Origin of the sequence: Lutibacter holmesii, assembly GCF_042679665.1 — a bacterium.
GTDB classification, from domain to species: domain Bacteria; phylum Bacteroidota; class Bacteroidia; order Flavobacteriales; family Flavobacteriaceae; genus Lutibacter; species Lutibacter holmesii.
The window spans coordinates 712,279-728,300 of sequence record NZ_JBHTMV010000003.1; the positions used below are offsets into that span (position 1 = coordinate 712,279).

The 16,022-nt window shown below is 30.9% G+C and carries 16 protein-coding genes and 1 tRNA gene; 6 read left to right on the plus strand and 11 right to left on the minus strand.

All coding sequences use genetic code 11. From position 1 onward, the window contains the following. The 4 genes from ubiE to ACFQ5N_RS05885 form a co-directional block, all read right to left on the minus strand. Positions 1–729 (minus strand): bifunctional demethylmenaquinone methyltransferase/2-methoxy-6-polyprenyl-1,4-benzoquinol methylase UbiE, encoded by a 729-nt coding sequence (gene ubiE, locus ACFQ5N_RS05870; RefSeq protein ID WP_386808558.1) that lies wholly within the window; start codon positions 727–729, stop codon positions 1–3. 6 nt (positions 730–735) lie between these two features. Beyond that, on the minus strand, positions 736–1,626 hold the full coding sequence (locus ACFQ5N_RS05875) for a NifU family protein (RefSeq protein WP_386808559.1): 891 nt from the start codon (positions 1,624–1,626) through the stop codon (positions 736–738). Between the two features lie 106 nt (positions 1,627–1,732). Then, positions 1,733–3,076: an OmpP1/FadL family transporter gene (locus tag ACFQ5N_RS05880; RefSeq protein WP_386808560.1), complete on the minus strand. Its 1,344-nt coding sequence runs from the start codon at positions 3,074–3,076 to the stop codon at positions 1,733–1,735. 24 nt (positions 3,077–3,100) lie between these two features. Further along, the gene (locus ACFQ5N_RS05885; RefSeq protein ID WP_386808561.1) at positions 3,101–4,456 is read right to left on the minus strand and encodes a hypothetical protein; all 1,356 of its coding nucleotides are present in this window, start codon (positions 4,454–4,456) and stop codon (positions 3,101–3,103) included. A 106-nt stretch (positions 4,457–4,562) separates the two neighbouring features. Between ACFQ5N_RS05885 and proS the strand changes: the two genes are divergently transcribed. From proS to rpsT, 3 genes are all read left to right on the plus strand, one after another. Next, positions 4,563–6,041 carry a proline--tRNA ligase gene (gene proS, locus ACFQ5N_RS05890; protein WP_386808562.1) on the plus strand — a complete coding sequence of 493 codons (1,479 nt, stop codon included), beginning with the start codon at positions 4,563–4,565 and terminating at the stop codon, positions 6,039–6,041. 86 nt (positions 6,042–6,127) lie between these two features. Then, positions 6,128–6,199, plus strand: a tRNA-Glu gene (locus ACFQ5N_RS05895). A gap of 24 nt (positions 6,200–6,223) precedes the next feature. Further along, positions 6,224–6,475 (plus strand): 30S ribosomal protein S20, encoded by a 252-nt coding sequence (gene rpsT, locus ACFQ5N_RS05900; RefSeq protein ID WP_386808563.1) that lies wholly within the window; start codon positions 6,224–6,226, stop codon positions 6,473–6,475. Between the two features lie 240 nt (positions 6,476–6,715). Here rpsT and rodA read toward each other — a convergent pair whose 3' ends face one another. From rodA to ACFQ5N_RS05935, 7 genes are all read right to left on the minus strand, one after another. Continuing rightward, on the minus strand, positions 6,716–7,993 hold the full coding sequence (rodA, locus tag ACFQ5N_RS05905; protein WP_386808564.1) for a rod shape-determining protein RodA: 1,278 nt from the start codon (positions 7,991–7,993) through the stop codon (positions 6,716–6,718). Then, positions 7,983–9,839 carry a penicillin-binding protein 2 gene (mrdA, locus tag ACFQ5N_RS05910; RefSeq protein WP_386808565.1) on the minus strand — a complete coding sequence of 619 codons (1,857 nt, stop codon included), beginning with the start codon at positions 9,837–9,839 and terminating at the stop codon, positions 7,983–7,985. Before mrdA ends, rodA begins: the two co-directional genes overlap by 11 nt. Further along, complete coding sequence (gene mreD / locus ACFQ5N_RS05915) at positions 9,840–10,346, minus strand: rod shape-determining protein MreD (protein ID WP_386808566.1); 507 nt, start codon at positions 10,344–10,346, stop codon at positions 9,840–9,842. It lies immediately after the preceding gene. Beyond that, a complete protein-coding gene (mreC, locus tag ACFQ5N_RS05920) occupies positions 10,339–11,166 on the minus strand; it encodes a rod shape-determining protein MreC (RefSeq protein WP_386808567.1) in 828 nt (275 codons plus the stop codon). The genes mreD and mreC overlap by 8 nt, the downstream gene beginning before the upstream one ends. 21 nt (positions 11,167–11,187) lie before the next feature. Beyond that, entirely contained in the window at positions 11,188–12,216 is a 1,029-nt protein-coding gene (locus ACFQ5N_RS05925) for a rod shape-determining protein (protein WP_386808568.1), read from the minus strand. A gap of 54 nt (positions 12,217–12,270) precedes the next feature. After that, positions 12,271–13,797: a bifunctional phosphoribosylaminoimidazolecarboxamide formyltransferase/IMP cyclohydrolase gene (gene purH / locus ACFQ5N_RS05930; protein ID WP_386808569.1), complete on the minus strand. Its 1,527-nt coding sequence runs from the start codon at positions 13,795–13,797 to the stop codon at positions 12,271–12,273. 169 nt (positions 13,798–13,966) lie between these two features. After that, positions 13,967–14,437, minus strand: a complete 471-nt coding sequence (locus ACFQ5N_RS05935) for a GAF domain-containing protein (RefSeq protein ID WP_386808570.1) — start codon at positions 14,435–14,437, stop codon at positions 13,967–13,969. Positions 14,438–14,478: 41 nt separating this feature from the next. On the opposite strand from ACFQ5N_RS05935, the gene xrtF reads away from it, so the two are divergent. The 3 genes from xrtF to ACFQ5N_RS05950 all read left to right on the plus strand — a co-directional run bounded on the left by xrtF (position 14,479) and on the right by ACFQ5N_RS05950 (position 15,981). Next, complete coding sequence (gene xrtF / locus ACFQ5N_RS05940; RefSeq protein WP_386808571.1) at positions 14,479–15,015, plus strand: exosortase family protein XrtF; 537 nt, start codon at positions 14,479–14,481, stop codon at positions 15,013–15,015. Beyond that, a complete protein-coding gene (locus ACFQ5N_RS05945; RefSeq protein WP_386808572.1) occupies positions 15,012–15,443 on the plus strand; it encodes an exosortase F system-associated membrane protein in 432 nt (143 codons plus the stop codon). The genes xrtF and ACFQ5N_RS05945 overlap by 4 nt, the downstream gene beginning before the upstream one ends. An 82-nt stretch (positions 15,444–15,525) precedes the next feature. Then, complete coding sequence (locus ACFQ5N_RS05950; protein ID WP_386808573.1) at positions 15,526–15,981, plus strand: heavy metal-binding domain-containing protein; 456 nt, start codon at positions 15,526–15,528, stop codon at positions 15,979–15,981. Positions 15,982–16,022 lie beyond the last annotated feature (41 nt).

Genomic DNA, 16,022 nt, shown 5'->3' on the forward strand with positions numbered 1-16,022 from the left:
TTATTTTTTTGCCAAGTAAATTGTAGCAACTCCAAAAGTTTGAGGTTTATTTTCTATATCTATAAACCCAATTTTTTGTAAAATATTGTTGAAGGCTTCACCATATGGAAAAGACGCCGCAGAATCTGATAAATATTTATAAGCTACTTTATCTTTTGAAAAAAGACGACCAATGGTTGGTAGTATTTTTGAAGAATAAAATTGATAGCCTTGTTTGTAAGGTGTTTTAGTAGGAACCGAAGTTTCTAAAACAACAAATGTACCACCAGGTTTTAGTACTCTGTAAATCTCAGTCAGTCCTTTTTCTAAATGTTCAAAATTTCGAACTCCAAAAGCAACTGTAATAGCATCAAAAGAGTTATCCTCAAAAGGAATTTCTTCTGAATCGGCTAAAACCATTTCAATTTTATTGTTTAATTGAAGTTTATTTATTTTAGTACGTCCAACTTCTAACATACCATCTGAAATATCCAAACCAACAATTTTAGTTGCAGTTGTTTTGGTTAAATTAATGGCTAAATCACCTGTTCCTGTTGCAATGTCAAGAATAGTTGTTGGGTTTGTGTTTCCAACAATATCAACTACTTTATTACGCCATTTTATGTCAATTCCAAAAGAAATAACACGATTTAAATTATCGTATTCTTTTGAAATAGTATCAAACATTTGGGTAACCTGTTCTTTCTTTCCTTGGTCAGAATTTTTATAAGGCGTTACTTTCTTGCTCATAAATAATTAGTAGTTTACAGCAACAACTCCTTCAATTTTACCAGGAATAAGTTGTTTTAACATGTTTTCAATTCCATTTTTTAGGGTTACAGTTGAAGATGGGCATCCGCTGCAGGCTCCTTGTAATACAACATTTACAATTTTTGTTTCGGAGTCATATGAATTGAATAAAATATTTCCACCATCAGCAGCAACTGCTGGTTTAATATATTCATCTAAAATACTAATAATTTGTTTTGAAACTTCATCTAAATCTTCAGTATTATGTATTTCAGTTTTAGTCTCAACTTTTTGTTGGGTACTATTTACAATAGTGTTACCGTTGGCAATAAATTCTTTAATAAAGCTTCTAATTTCAACAGTAATATCGCTCCATTCAACCACATCAGACTTTGTAATTGACACATAATTTTCTGAAATAAAAATTTCTTTTACAAAAGGAAAATTGTATAATTCAATTGCTAAAGGAGCATCTTTTGCTTCGTCTTTATTTTTAAATTCAAAATCAACATCAACTAATTTTTTGTTGGCTACAAATTTTAATACTGAAGGGTTTGGTGTTACTTCAGCATACACTTCAACAGGTACCTTTTTTTGAATATGATCTTCCAAAACAATTGGATCTCCACTGTTTAAATAGTTTTCTAATTGCTCTTTTACTTCTTCTTGTACATCTTTCCATTCAACTATTGAAAATCGTTCCAAAGCAATAAAGTTTGCTGAGAATAATACGCGTTTTACAAAAGGTAAATGAAAAAGTTGCTGTGCTAAAGGTGAATTTTTAGCTTCGTCAATATTGTTATACTGGTGACTACCACTTGTCAATGCTTTATCGGCAGTAAATTTTATAATCGTGTCAGAAGTTGTTGTTTGTATATTTAAAGAAATTGTGTCCATTTTATTTAGTTATTTGTGCAAAAGTACTAAAACATATTAAGGAATTTTGGTTGTAACTAAAAAACGCCTCATAATTGAGGCGTTTTTTACTGTATTTTGTGAAAAATTAGATGTTTATAATCATTGAAGCTGTGAATTTAGAAGTTTGTAAATCTAAATTTGTAGCATCAACTTGGTCATATTGTGGGTAAAAATCGTAAGCGGCTGTTTGAGAGTCTTGCTGGTACGAAAAATCTAATTTAACAGCTCCAAAATTGTATCCTAAACCAAATGAATATCCCTCTTTATTGTCTGATGAAAATGCATTTTTGTATGGGCTTTGTTCAAAATGATAACCACCTCTCAGTGAAAATTTATCAATTCTCCATTCAGTTCCTAATCTAACTTCGTTGGTGCTTCTTAAATCACTTTTAAAATTTTGATTTTCTTGGTTAAAAGGTCCGTTTGTTAAATTAATATTGCTGTAATTTCTATAAGCATAATCAACACTAAATAAACCTTGTTTATTAAATACATATGAAAAACTACCGGTAAATTTACTTGGTACTCTTAAACTATATGAAAAACGACTAACGTCAGAAATATTTGAATATACTTCATCAACATTGCTTACATAAATTTGCTCGTCATAATCTAAATAGCTTTCATTTAAAGTGTACCAAACCGGTGATTGGTAAGCAACACCAATTCTTAAATTTTTAGTTGGTTTCCCTATAATTCCTAAGTTAAAAGAATAACCATGTCCATAAGTAGATAACTCTTGAATAAGTGAAGCGTCTAAATAATCATTATTGTTTGCATAATTATATTCTTCTAATAAAATGCTTTGGTAATAATCTATATTGTACGTTGTAAATGAAGCTCCAACATATAAATTGTTATTGTATTCTCCAGCAATAGTAAAGTTATATTTATCACTGCTTCCTCTGGTTAAGTTTTCAAAATATTGCCCGTCAGAATTTAAATAAAGAATGTTTTCATCATTTGGATCTTGTATCCAAGTTGGATAGTCACTATTTCCTTCTGCATACCAAAAATTATTAAAATCATTGGCTCTTGTATAGTCAAAGGCAATAGCAAAACGTCCCCAACCACCATTATTTGCATAATTATTTCTAAACACAAAAACACCACCTGTTTGCGAAAATGTCACATCGTCGTAAGAAGTGTATGTGTTATTTCCATAATAATTTGCTTTGGTGTCAATATTGTCAAAGTCTAAAGAGAATGATACTTCACTTTTTAAAAAAACTGCAGCTCCTGCAGGGTTTACACTTATTGCTGAAAGATCTCCACCTAAACTTCCAAAAGCACCACTCATAGCATTAAACCTAGCTGTACCTGTGCTGTTTTCATTTGCAAATAATACACCAATATCGTTATAACTTGCCGTTTGGGCATAAGTAAAAATCGCGGAAAATAGGGCGATGGTAAATAATATTTTTTTCATAATAATACGGTTAAAATGATGTTTTTAGTTTCTTCTAGAAGAAGATCTTGATGATGAAGATCTACTTGACGAGCTTGATGCAGATGATGACGATCTTCTAGTTGAACTAGATGCCGAAGAAGACCTGCTTGGTGAGCTGCTAGAAGATTTATTGCTATAAGATCTAGAGCTTGATGCGGGTTTTGATCTGCTTGAAGAAGTTCTAGAAGCTCTATTTCTATTTGTAGTACTTTTAGTTGCAGCTCTATTATTACTTGAGGTAGAAGAAGATCTGTTTATGTTAGAGTTTGAATTGTTTGATCTTCGTACACTAGAAGCACCACTTGTTACTGCTCTTGTATTAGTAGCGTATCTGTTTCTATATACCTGATTTGAAATAGAATTTGTAGGCGAATATGTAGTTCTTCCATTTGAAGATCTTACAGAAGAAGGTGTTGTATTATATGAGATGTTTCTTCTTACTGAAGATGATCTACCTACTGAAGAACTTCTTCCCATAGAAGAAGATCCTCTTTGAATTGAAGAGCTACGAGTTCCTGTTGATTGCTGTCTGTTTACACTATTTGATCTGTTTGAAGAGCTACTTCTATTAACTGATGTATTTGCGTTGTTAGTTGTAGTTCTTCTAGTGTTAACACTTCTTGTTGATCTACTTGTAGATTTGCTACCAGATTGAGAAATTCTATCTAATGTATTACTAGTTGTAGAGGTACTTCTTCTATTTGTTCCAGAAGCTACTACAGCATTTGATCTTCTTCCAATGGTACTATACGAGTTTCTTTTTCCATATGTACTATTATGTGGAGGTCTATAATATCCGCCTCCACCATAGTAAGGAGGTCTGTAATATCCACCACCGCCATAGTAAGGAGGGTAATAACCACCATACCATCCGCCTCCGTAATAAGGAGGTCTGTAGTAAGGGTAATAAGGGTAATAAAAAGGATTGTACCAATTGCTATAACCAAAGCCATAACCATAACCTCCAAAACCACCATAACCGTAATATCCGTTAAAGCCTGTATTGTATGTAATTGTTATGTCACTGTCATATCCCCAAGGCGCATTACTATCATTACTATAATATTCGTCATTTTCATTATAAGAATCGTCTGCGTAATAATAATCATCTACATCTGTAAAAATTTCCTCTCCTTCTTCGTCGTTTTCACTTATTTCATCTAATTGTCGAGAAAAATAGTTGCTTGCATAGGTATCATTATTATCTGTAACCACTATTTCATTCGTAGAATAGGTGTCATAAATACCATCATTATTATAAGCACTTTGGTAGGTACCACAAGAATATAGACTTACAAGAGATACTAAAAGTAAACTCAGGTGCGAAAGCTTTAACTGTACTTTATTTGAAACTTGCATAATCAATTGAAATTTTTATGGTTGAACAATTAAAAAAAACTAATTTTGTCGAAAATTAACATTTTTTTATTATTAAAGTTACAATATTTGTGCCAAACTTTTGATTATGGGTAAGAATTTAACAAAGAGAGAAGTAGACTATTCTAAATGGTATAACGAACTAGTAGTGAAGGCTGATTTAGCTGAGAACTCGGCAGTTAGAGGTTGTATGGTTATAAAACCATATGGTTATGCTATTTGGGAAAAAATGCAAGCTGAATTAGACAGGATGTTTAAAGAAACAGGTCATGAAAATGCCTATTTTCCGTTATTTGTTCCTAAAAGTTTATTTGAAGCTGAAGAGAAAAATGCAGAAGGTTTTGCAAAAGAATGCGCGGTTGTAACACATTATAGATTGCAAAATGATCCGGATAATGAAGGAAAGCTTCGTGTGGATCCAGCTGCAAAACTAGAAGAAGAACTTGTTGTTCGCCCTACTTCTGAAGCTATTATTTGGAATACGTTTAAAGGTTGGGTTCAATCTTATAGAGATTTACCACTTTTAATAAATCAATGGGCAAATGTAGTACGTTGGGAAATGCGTACACGTTTATTTTTAAGAACTGCTGAGTTTTTATGGCAAGAAGGACATACAGCACACGCTACTAAAAAAGAAGCGTTGACTGAAGCTTTACAAATGCAAAAAGTATATGCTGAATTTGCTGAGAATTTTATGGCAATGCCAGTAATAAAAGGAGCAAAGTCTGAAAGTGAGCGTTTTGCAGGGGCTGATGAAACATATACTATTGAAGCATTAATGCAAGATGGAAAAGCATTGCAAGCGGGTACGTCTCATTTTTTAGGTCAAAATTTCGCCAAAGCTTTTGATGTAAAATATACTTCTAAAGAAGGGAAGCAAGAATATGTGTGGGCAACTTCTTGGGGAGTTTCAACAAGACTTATAGGAGGTTTAATTATGACACATTCAGATGACTTTGGATTGGTGTTACCTCCAAAATTAGCGCCAATACAAGTGGTTATTGTTCCAATTTATAAAGGAGATGAACAATTAGCAGCTATTTCAGAAAAAGTAGATGTATTTGTAAAAGAATTGAGAGCTAAAGGTATTTCTGTAAAGTTTGATACTAGAGATACATATAGACCAGGTGCTAAATTTGCAGAATACGAATTAAAAGGTGTTCCTGTAAGAATTGCATTTGGAAAAAGAGATTTAGAAAACAATACGGTTGAAATTGCAAGAAGAGATACTTTAGAGAAGCAAACTGTTGCACAAGATAATGTGGTTGAGTTTGTATCTAACTTATTAGAAGAAATACAAGAGAACCTATTTAATAGAGCTATTACTTATAGAGAAGAGCACACTACGGAAGTAGATACTTTTGAAGAATTTAAAGATGCAATAGAAAATAAGGGTGGTTTTGTGTCTGCACATTGGGATGGAACCATAGAAACTGAAGATAAAATCAAAGAATTGACCAAAGCAACCATAAGATGTATTCCTTTAGAAAATAAATTTGAAGACGGAAAGTGTGTGTTTACGGGGGCTCCGTCGAAAAAAAGAGTATTATTTGCAAAATCTTATTAATTTTTTCGAAAAAAGTTTTGAGAAGTGAAAATAAGTTGTATTTTTGCATCCGCAATGACGAAATAATGTCATCGCAAAATAATAACGGTCCGTTCGTCTAGGGGTTAGGACGCATGGTTTTCATCCATGTAACAGGGGTTCGATTCCCCTACGGACTACAATAAAATTAATAAAAAATTATAATGGCAAATCACAAGTCAGCATTAAAAAGAATTAGAAGTAATCGCGTTAAGCAATTAAGAAACAAATATCAGCATAAAACAACTCGTAATGCTGTTAGAGATTTACGTGCTACTACAGAAAAGAAAGAGGCTGAAGTATTATTTCCTTCTGTTGTTGCTATGCTTGATAAATTAGCTAAGAATAATGTTATTCACAAAAACAAAGCGAATAACTTAAAATCTAAGTTAGCTAAGCATGTAGCTGCACTATAATTCTTTATTAAAGAAAGTATTAAAGCATCCAATTTGGATGCTTTTTTTTGTGCCTAATTTTATCAAAGGGTTTATCATATATTTTTATACAGAAGTTGCTTAGTTGCTATAAAGGTACATTAGGTTTAAATTGTGTGATAATTTAAATAGCGAGTACGAAATTTATTAGATTAGTAAATCGATTGTTACACTGCTTGTAGAATGATTAAAGATAGTTGAAATACTTCTTAAGCAGTTTGTTTACCACTCGTATGATTTATTGGCATCCAAGCGAATAAATATAAATAGAAGCACAGTAAAACCCCATAAAGCAGAACCACCATAGCTAAAAAATGGTAACGGAATTCCAATGGTTGGTAATAAACCAATTGCCATACCAATATTAATGGTAAAATGTGTGAATAATATTGCAGCAATACTGTAGCCATAAACTCTGCTAAATTTTGATTTTTGCTTTTCAGCAGTCCTAATTATTCTTAAAAAGAAAAGAATAAATAAAACAATTACAAAAGTACTACCTAAAAAGCCCCACTCTTCACCAATAATGGTAAATATATAATCGGTTTGGTGTTCAGGAACAAAATTACCTTGCGTGCGTTCTCCTTGTAAAAATCCTTTTCCTGAAAATCCACCTGAAGCAATTGTAGTAACAGATTGGTTAGTGTTGTATCCAATATTTTTAATATCGGTTGTTTTCCCTAAAAGAATATTAAATCTGTCTCTGTGACGTTGTTCAAATACATGATTAAAAACAAAATCAACACTAAAAATAAATACAACTACCGTTAAAAACAATCCAATAATTTTTACCCAACCGGTTTTTAATGCTTTTTTTCTATAAAAATTAAAGTAGAGTAGTATAATAAGAAATAAAGCAAATACAGCTATAAAAGTATATAAGTAGCCAAAATATAAAGTAGTAACAAATAAGGTTGCCGCAATAAAACCTACAGTTACGTAATAAAATGGTAAACCTTCACGGTACAAAACAAATATAAAAGCTGAATATACCAACGCTGAACCCGGATCTGGTTGTAATGTAATTAAAATTGCAGGTAAAAAAAGCACAATAAATGCTTGTAGTTGGGTATTTAATTTTTTTAAATTAAACTGTTTGTCACTTACCAATTTCGCAATTGCCAAACCTACGGCGGCTTTTACAAATTCAGAAGGCTGTAAACTAAAAACACCTAAATTATACCAAGAGGTAGCACCATTTATATTTTTTCCGAAAAGAAATAATCCTACTAATGAAAACAAACTTATTAAGTAAATAATAGATGCATATTTTTCGTAGAATTTGGCCTCAAATAACAGAATTAAAAGAATTAACGGAATACTTAGTGCAATCCAAACCAATTGTTTTCCGTATTCTGTAGAGAAGTTTATCAAATTAAGGTTTTCTTCAGTGTTTGTGGCTGAATAAATATTTATCCACCCAATAAACACCAGCGCAAAATAAAAGAGTACCAATACCCAATCAATTCCGTGAAATATATTTGTTTTTCTACTTCTCAACTTCTAATGTTTCTATTAATTGTTTTGCATATTCTTCTTCTAAACTTCCTTCTAACATGCGCTTTTCTTCTCTAGGTCTAGTTGTGCCTCCGTTTAAATATTTTTCAATCATTAATGTTGCTATTGGACCTGCCCAACGCGATCCCCAATATCCGTTTTCTACAAATACCGCAAGCGCAATTTTTGGATTTTCTTTAGGGGCAAAAGCTATAAAAATGGAGTGATCTTGTCCGTGAGGATTTTCTGCAGTTCCCGTTTTTCCACAAATTTCAATACCTTTTACACGAGACCAAGTAGCTGTACCATTTGGGTTTTCAAATACATTAAATAAACCTTCTATAACTGGTTCAAAATATTTTTCATCAATAGATGTTTGTTTTTTAGTTTTAAACTTTGGGTCTAATTCTACTCCAGCTATATTTTTTACAATATGAGGTGTATAATAAAATCCTCTGTTTGCAACTGCTGCGGTCATATTAGCCAATTGAATAGGAGTGGTTAATATTTCACCTTGACCTATTGCGTTGGAGATATTATATGTGGCTGTCCACCTAGAATTAGGATACCATCTATCGTAAAAATTACCGGTTGGTACCAAACCTTTTTGACCTACAGATAAATCATTATTTAAATAATTTCCTAAGCCAAAACTTTTCACGTGATTACTCCAAATATTCATTCCTTCAGAAGATGAAGGATATTTTTCAATAGATTTACGATACGCATTGGCAAAATAACTATTGCAAGATCTATAAATTGCTTTATCTAAGAGAACGGGGCTTCCATGAGTTCCGCAATGGCATTCCATAAACGCACCTTTTCCTGATCCATATTTATAGCCTCCAAAACATTTAATAGCTGTGGAAGAATTGATAACATTTTCTTGTAATGCAACCAATGCGGTAATAACTTTAAATGGCGATCCTGGAGGGTATTCTCCTTGTAAACCTCGATCTAATAAAGGTTTACTAACGCTATCAAGATACATTTTTGTGAAATTTTTAGAACGATCTCTTCCAACCATTAAATTTGGGTCGTAAGTTGGAGTAGAAACCAATGCTAAAATTTCACCTGATGAAGGTTCAATTGCTACAATTCCGCCTCGTTTATGTGCCATTAATGATTCGCCGTATTGTTGTAAAATACCATCAATAGTTAAAGTAACATCGTTCCCTGGTATTGGAAGTGTATCATAAATTCCATTTTTATACGGACCAATTTCTTTATTGAATCGATCTCGTTGAATATATTTTACACCTTTAGTTCCTCTTAGCGTTTTTTCATACGTTTTTTCAACACCAGCTGTGCCAATTAATTCTCCTAATTGGTAATATGGATTTTTATTTATAATAGCTTCATTTACTTCGCTAATATAACCTAAAACATTGGGAGCAGATTTTACAGGATATTCTCTTAATGATCTTTTTTGAATGTAAAACCCTTTAAATTTATGCATTTTTTCTTGTAAATAAGCATAATCAGATTTTGAAAGTTGAGGTACAAATGTTGAAGGTATTCTTGAAGAGTACCTTTTAGCTCTTTTAAACTTTTTTAAAAAATCTTCTTTGGTAATTTTTAATAATGTACAAAACTCAAGTGTATCCAAGGGTTTTACTTCTCTTGGAATAATCATGATATCATAAGAAAGTTGATTGGCAACTAATAAAAGTCCATTTCTATCGTAAATATAGCCTCTTTCAGGATAATCATAAGTTACTTTAACTGCTGAATTATTTAAAGGATGTAGTTGGTATGAGTTACTTAAAATTTGTAAATAAAATAAACGACCAATAAAAATAATTCCAACAAGGATAATTACTATTGATAATAAACCTATTCTTTTCATTTATTTCTTTTTTGTAAATAAAGTAATTCCTAGCAATATAATAAGTATACTAAAAATACTTGTAGTTAAAGAGCGAGAAACAATCGTTAATAAATCTTCAAAGCTGAAGTATGATAAACTAAAAACGATAAAATGATGAATTATTGTTAAAATTGAAATAAATAAAAGTGCTTTGCTAAAAGCAATAGTTCTTAAATTAAATAAAAGATAATCAAAATCTGACTTTCCTAAAATTGTTTTTAAAAGAGGTAATCTAATAAACGCAATAAATACAATGGCCGTTGCATTAATTCCTCCTGAATCTGAAAAAAAATCAACAGACAATCCAAGTAAAAAGCTTAAAATTAGAAATAGATTAATGTTTTTTCGAATAGGAAAAAGAAATATCCAAGCTATGTAAACTAGCGGATTTACATAACCAAACAAATGAATATGGTTGAATACAAACACTTGCAAAAGTAACAAGGCTATAAAGCGGAAACTATTTGTTAAAATGATATTATTCATTTAAAAGGGTTTGTTCTAATTTTTTATATTCTTCTTTCTCAAGATTTTTAATTACTTGAACATGGCCAAGTGCACTCATATCATTAAATAACTGTACGTTAATTTCTTGATATTGGTTATTCTCAAACTTAAAATCTTTAATAGTACCAACAAGAATTCCTTCGGGAAATATTACAGATTTACCACCAGTTAAAATTGTGTCTCCAATTTTTAATTGGGCTTGCCTAGGAATATCTGATATTTGTAAAATGTTGTAATCTTCACCATTCCAAATAAGTGTTCCAAAATGATCACTATTTTTTAAACTTACATTTATTTTAGAAGTTTTATTTAAAATAGATAAAACAGAGGCATAGTTGGCAGAAATGTTTTTAACAACACCAATTATTCCTTTGCCATTTATTACACCCATATCTGAAGCTAATCCTTGTTCTGTACCTTTGTTTAAGGTTAAAAAATTATTTCTTTTGGTGTAATCGTTTTTAATAATTTTAGCAGCAATATATTCGTATTTTTTAGTGTATTTTGTAGAATCTTTAACTAAAAAATTAACGGAATACTCAACTTCTTTATTTTCTAATAAATTTTTTAAACGGGTATTTTCTTCGTTTAGCAGTTTGTTTTCTGCTTTTAAATGAAAGTAATCTGATATTGCAGTGGTTTTTTTATAAATTCCGCCAGTAATTGCATTTGCTGAACTTACAAATTTACTTTTATGATAGGAGTGATGTTGAATGGTAAAGTATAAGCCTACAATTTCAAGCAGCAAAAAAAGCAGAAAAAATCTGAATTTTTTAAAAAAATAAATAATTTGCTGCATATAGTAATTCTATAAAATGTATTATTTCATTAATACATTTTTAAATTTATCAAGCTCTTTTAACGCAATACCAGTTCCTCTAACAACTGCTCTTAAAGGGTCTTCGGCAACATAAACAGGTAAGTCTGTTTTTCTAGATAAACGTTTGTCTAACCCACGTAACATAGATCCTCCACCAGCTAAATAAATTCCGGTATTATAAATATCAGCCGCCAATTCAGGAGGTGTTCTTGAAAGAGTTTCCATAACAGCATCTTCGATTCTTAAAATTGATTTATCTAAGGCTTTAGAAATTTCTCTAAATGAAACTTGAACTTGTTTTGGTTTTCCGCTTAGTAAATCACGTCCTTGAACTAGCATATCTTCAGGCGGTGTTTCTAAATCTTCAGTAGCTGCACCAATTTGAATTTTAATTTTTTCAGCTGTACGTTCACCAACGTATAAATTGTGTTGGGTTCTCATGTAGTACGCAATATCAGCAGTAAAAACATCACCTGCAACTTTTACTGATTTGTCGCAAACAATTCCTCCTAAAGCAATTACAGCAATTTCAGTTGTACCACCACCAATATCAATAATCATATTTCCTTTAGGTTCCATAATATCAATACCAATACCTATAGCTGCCGCCATTGGTTCATGAATTAGATAAATATCTTTGGCATTCATATGTTCGGCAGAGTCAATTACCGCTCTTTTTTCAACCTCCGTAATACCAGAAGGAATACAAATAACCATTCTTAAAGATGGTGTAAAAAATTTCTTTTTAATGCTTGGAATGTTTTTGATAAATTCTTTTATCATTTGTTCCGAAGCTTCAAAATCTGCAATTACACCATCTTTTAAAGGTCTAATAGTTTTAATATTTTCATGAGTTTTTCCTTGCATTAAACTAGCTTTTTGACCAGTGGCAATTATTTTCCCCGAAATTCTATCACGTGCAACTATTGATGGAGCATCAACAATTACTTTTCCATCGTGAATAATTAACGTATTTGCCGTACCTAAGTCAATGGCAATGTCTTCCGTCATAAAGTCGAAAAAACCCATATTTTATTTATTGTTTTTTTAAATTCTTATTCTATCCTTTCAAAGTTACTAAAATTAGTGCTTGAAATGACGTGTTCCTGTAAATACCATTCCAATATTGTGTTCATTACAATAATCAATAGATAATTGATCTTTGATTGAACCTCCTGGCTGTATTACAGCTTGTATTCCTTGTTTTCCTGCAATTTCTACGCAATCAGGAAATGGGAAAAATGCATCACTTGCCATTACGGCTCCATTTAAATCAAAATTAAATGTTTTTGCTTTGGTAATTGCTTGTTCTAAAGCATCAACTCTTGATGTTTGACCTGTACCACCTGCGCATAGTTGTTTGTTTTTAACTAAGATAATGGTATTAGATTTTGTATGCTTACATATTTTTGAAGCAAATAATAAATCTTCAATTTCTGAATCAGTAACAATTCTATTAGTAACGTTTTTTAATCCCTCTTTAGTATCTGTAATATTATTTGGGTCTTGCGCTAACACTCCATTTAGTGCAGTTCGGTAGCTGATATTTGGAAATTCTACTTCTTTTTGAATTAAAAGAATTCTGTTTTTCTTTCCTTTTAATATTTGTAATGCAGCTTCAGAGAATGACGGTGCAATAACAACTTCACAAAATAAACTGTGAATTTCTGTAGCAGTTGCTTCATCAATTTCTTGGTTGGCAATTAAAACACCACCAAATGCTGAAGTAGGATCTCCGGCCAATGCATCAACATAAGCTTGTACTAATGTTTCTCTTTGTGCAAATCCACAAGCATTGTTGTGTTTTAAAATAGCAAATGTTGGAGCTTCTCCTTTAAACTCTTTAATTAAGTTTACGGCAGCGTCAACATCTAATAAGTTATTGAAAGAAAGTTCTTTTCCGTGTAATTTTTCAAATAACTCATCTAAGTTTCCATAAAAGAATCCTTTTTGGTGAGGGTTTTCTCCGTAACGCAATTGTTTTGAAACATCAAAACTTTGTCTAAATACAGGTTCATCATCATTTAAGTAATTGAAAATAGCAGTGTCATAATGACTTGAAACAGCAAAAGATTTTGCAGCGAAATTTTTACGGTCAGCAATAGTTGTTGTTCCGTTATTATCTGTCATTATTTGTAAAAATTCATCGTATTGATTCATAGATGAAACACAAATAACATCTTTAAAGTTTTTTGCAGCTGCTCTAATTAAAGAAATACCACCAATATCAATTTTTTCAATAATATCTTGTTCAGGAGCTTTACTTGCTACTGTTTTTTCGAAAGGATATAAATCAACAATTACAATGTCAATTTCAGGGATTTCAAATTCACCTAATTGAGCTAAGTCGTTTTCATTTTCTCTTCTTGCTAAAATTCCACCAAAAACTTTTGGGTGTAATGTTTTAACTCTTCCTCCTAGAATTGATGGATATGATGTTAATTCTTCAACAGGTACAACGTTAATACCTAAATCATTAATGAATTTTTCTGTTCCTCCAGTTGAATAAATGGTGATTCCAAGATCATTTAATTTGTGAATAATTGGTTCTAAACCATCTTTGTGAAATACCGAAATTAATGCGCTTTTTGCTTTTTTAGTTGTGTTCATGTGGTGTATTGTTGCTTTTGCGCAAAGCTAATAATTATCAGCTATTTATACAATACAAATTAGAGGATAATTTTAAAGGTTTCTGTTTATTTTTCAATATAAAAAAAGAATGAAAATAAATTTACTTTTAAATGTTTTTTTGTGTTGATTATCAGTTAGATACTAAACCTTAAGCTGTGGTGTTTTTTGAATACTGTTCAGATACTTTTTCACAAACAAATTCTAGTAATAATTCATCTTCTTTTGAGAAAGGATCAATGGTGTGAGAATCAATATCAATTTGCCCAATATTCTCATTGTTTACAAATATTGGTATTACAATTTCACTTTTTACTTTCCATCCGCAAGAAATATAATTGTCTTGTGCTGTAACATCAGGAACTACATAATTTTCATTACTCACTGCAACTTGTCCACAAATTCCTTTTCCAAAAGGTATAATTACATGGTCTGTTGGTTCTCCTGCGAATTCTGCTAATTTCAATTCGTCTTTATCTCCGTTTTTGAAATAAAACCCAACCCAATCGTAATATGGAATTTCTTGTTTTAAATAATCACATACTTGCTGTAGTTTTTTTGAAGTTGAAGTATCTTGACTAAAAATATTATTTACCGAATTTTTTAATGGAGTAATGTTCATTTTTAATTTGTAGTTTTATGCAAATTTAAAATTCTTTTTTGGTGAAAAGTAATAAATTTATTGTATTTTTTTTGATAAAGTTTTTTGGTACCTATGCGCTGTTATCTTTTTTATACGGCTTGTATTTAAACAACACTCAACACACTTCTAATTTTTTTACTTGCGCACCAATTACTGAAACTGTAGCCAATCAAACTGTAGCTGTTTTAAATACATTTGGTTATGAGGCTTCAGTAGCACAGCATCCAAATGAATTGTCATTGAATTTAACTTTAAATAATGTAATTATTGCACGTGTTATTGAAGGTTGTAATGCAATTAGTATTATAATTTTATTTATTTCATTTATAGTTTCTTTTTCAACAACATTTTGGCCTACCTTTTTATATATTGTTATTGGAAGTTTTATTATCTACGCCATTAATGTGTTACGAATTGCAATTATTTGTATTGCCTTGTACAAATATCCCAATTACCAGTATGTTTTACACGATTTGCTTTTCCCTTCAATAATTTACGGAATTACGTTTTTGTTGTGGTTTGTGTGGATCCAAAAATTTTCAAAATTGAAGAAATGAATAAAATAATACGTTTTGTATTCATTGTATTTTTAGTTGCAATTTTAATTGCAATTAGAGGTTTTGTAGCGCCATTTTTTTACGATCCTTTGCATGATTATTTTTTGGGTGACTATTTACATATTTCAATTCCAACCATTAATTTTGGACGCTTTTTTTTACATTTAGGCTTTAGGTACTTTTTAAACACTATAGTTTCTTTAGGTGTTATTTATTTGGTATTTAGTAATTTAGAGTATTTAGTATTTTCTGTTAAGTTTTATTTGTTGGCCTTTTTAATACTTGGTTTATTTTTATTTTTAATTCTCTATTTTAATATAAATAGCAATATGTTGTTGTTTTATATAAGAAGGTTCTTAATTCATCCTCTTTTTGTTTTTATTTTACTTCCAGCTTTTTATTATCAAAATTTGAAGCAGCGTAATTAATTATGATACCTATGTTACATAAGTTTTATTTTAGTATTTTTACAATCAATTAGATTGTTAATTAAAATAAAACGTATAAAAAATGAAAAAATCAATGTTATTAGTAGCTGCTATCTTTTCAATAGCGGTAATGTTTACATCTTGTAAAGAAACAAAGAAAGAAGAAGTTGAGATTGAAATTCACGAGGAACACGAACATAAAAGTGAGGATGCTATTGCTTCAAGTGAAGTTTTTAAGTGCCCAATGGATTGTGAAGAAGGAAAATCGTATGAAGAAGCTGGTGCTTGTCCAGTTTGTAAAATGGACTTAAAGAAGCAATCAGTTAAATTAAAACATGCTGAAAGTTGTACTTGTAAAGATGGTGATGAGTGTACTTGTGAAGATGGAAAATGCCAATGCAACACTGAAACTGCTTCTGTAGCAAAAGAATGTGGTAAATGCGATACAGCAGCTTCAACTTGTAAATCGGAAAAAGTTGTGGCTAAAGCTGAAGGTTGTACTAAATGTGAACCAGGATCTTGCGAGTGTAAAGCTTAAAGTTTGCACTAGCTATAAAATAAAAAGCCAGATTAGTAAAT

What these genes read in the sequence shown, in the direction of transcription:
- ACFQ5N_RS05935 (WP_386808570.1), bottom strand. Translation starts at nt 14,437, where the DNA reads ATGAACATTACTCCATTAAAAAATTCGGTAAATAATATTTTTAGTCAA.
- ACFQ5N_RS05885 (WP_386808561.1), bottom strand. Translation starts at nt 4,456, where the DNA reads ATGCAAGTTTCAAATAAAGTACAGTTAAAGCTTTCGCACCTGAGTTTA.
- ACFQ5N_RS05875 (WP_386808559.1), bottom strand. Translation starts at nt 1,626, where the DNA reads ATGGACACAATTTCTTTAAATATACAAACAACAACTTCTGACACGATT.
- proS (WP_386808562.1), top strand. Translation starts at nt 4,563, where the DNA reads ATGGGTAAGAATTTAACAAAGAGAGAAGTAGACTATTCTAAATGGTAT.
- mrdA (WP_386808565.1), bottom strand. Translation starts at nt 9,839, where the DNA reads ATGAAAAGAATAGGTTTATTATCAATAGTAATTATCCTTGTTGGAATT.
- mreC (WP_386808567.1), bottom strand. Translation starts at nt 11,166, where the DNA reads ATGCAGCAAATTATTTATTTTTTTAAAAAATTCAGATTTTTTCTGCTT.
- mreD (WP_386808566.1), bottom strand. Translation starts at nt 10,346, where the DNA reads ATGAATAATATCATTTTAACAAATAGTTTCCGCTTTATAGCCTTGTTA.
- ACFQ5N_RS05945 (WP_386808572.1), top strand. Translation starts at nt 15,012, where the DNA reads ATGAATAAAATAATACGTTTTGTATTCATTGTATTTTTAGTTGCAATT.
- ubiE (WP_386808558.1), bottom strand. Translation starts at nt 729, where the DNA reads ATGAGCAAGAAAGTAACGCCTTATAAAAATTCTGACCAAGGAAAGAAA.
- ACFQ5N_RS05925 (WP_386808568.1), bottom strand. Translation starts at nt 12,216, where the DNA reads ATGGGTTTTTTCGACTTTATGACGGAAGACATTGCCATTGACTTAGGT.
- ACFQ5N_RS05950 (WP_386808573.1), top strand. Translation starts at nt 15,526, where the DNA reads ATGAAAAAATCAATGTTATTAGTAGCTGCTATCTTTTCAATAGCGGTA.
- ACFQ5N_RS05880 (WP_386808560.1), bottom strand. Translation starts at nt 3,076, where the DNA reads ATGAAAAAAATATTATTTACCATCGCCCTATTTTCCGCGATTTTTACT.
- rpsT (WP_386808563.1), top strand. Translation starts at nt 6,224, where the DNA reads ATGGCAAATCACAAGTCAGCATTAAAAAGAATTAGAAGTAATCGCGTT.
- purH (WP_386808569.1), bottom strand. Translation starts at nt 13,797, where the DNA reads ATGAACACAACTAAAAAAGCAAAAAGCGCATTAATTTCGGTATTTCAC.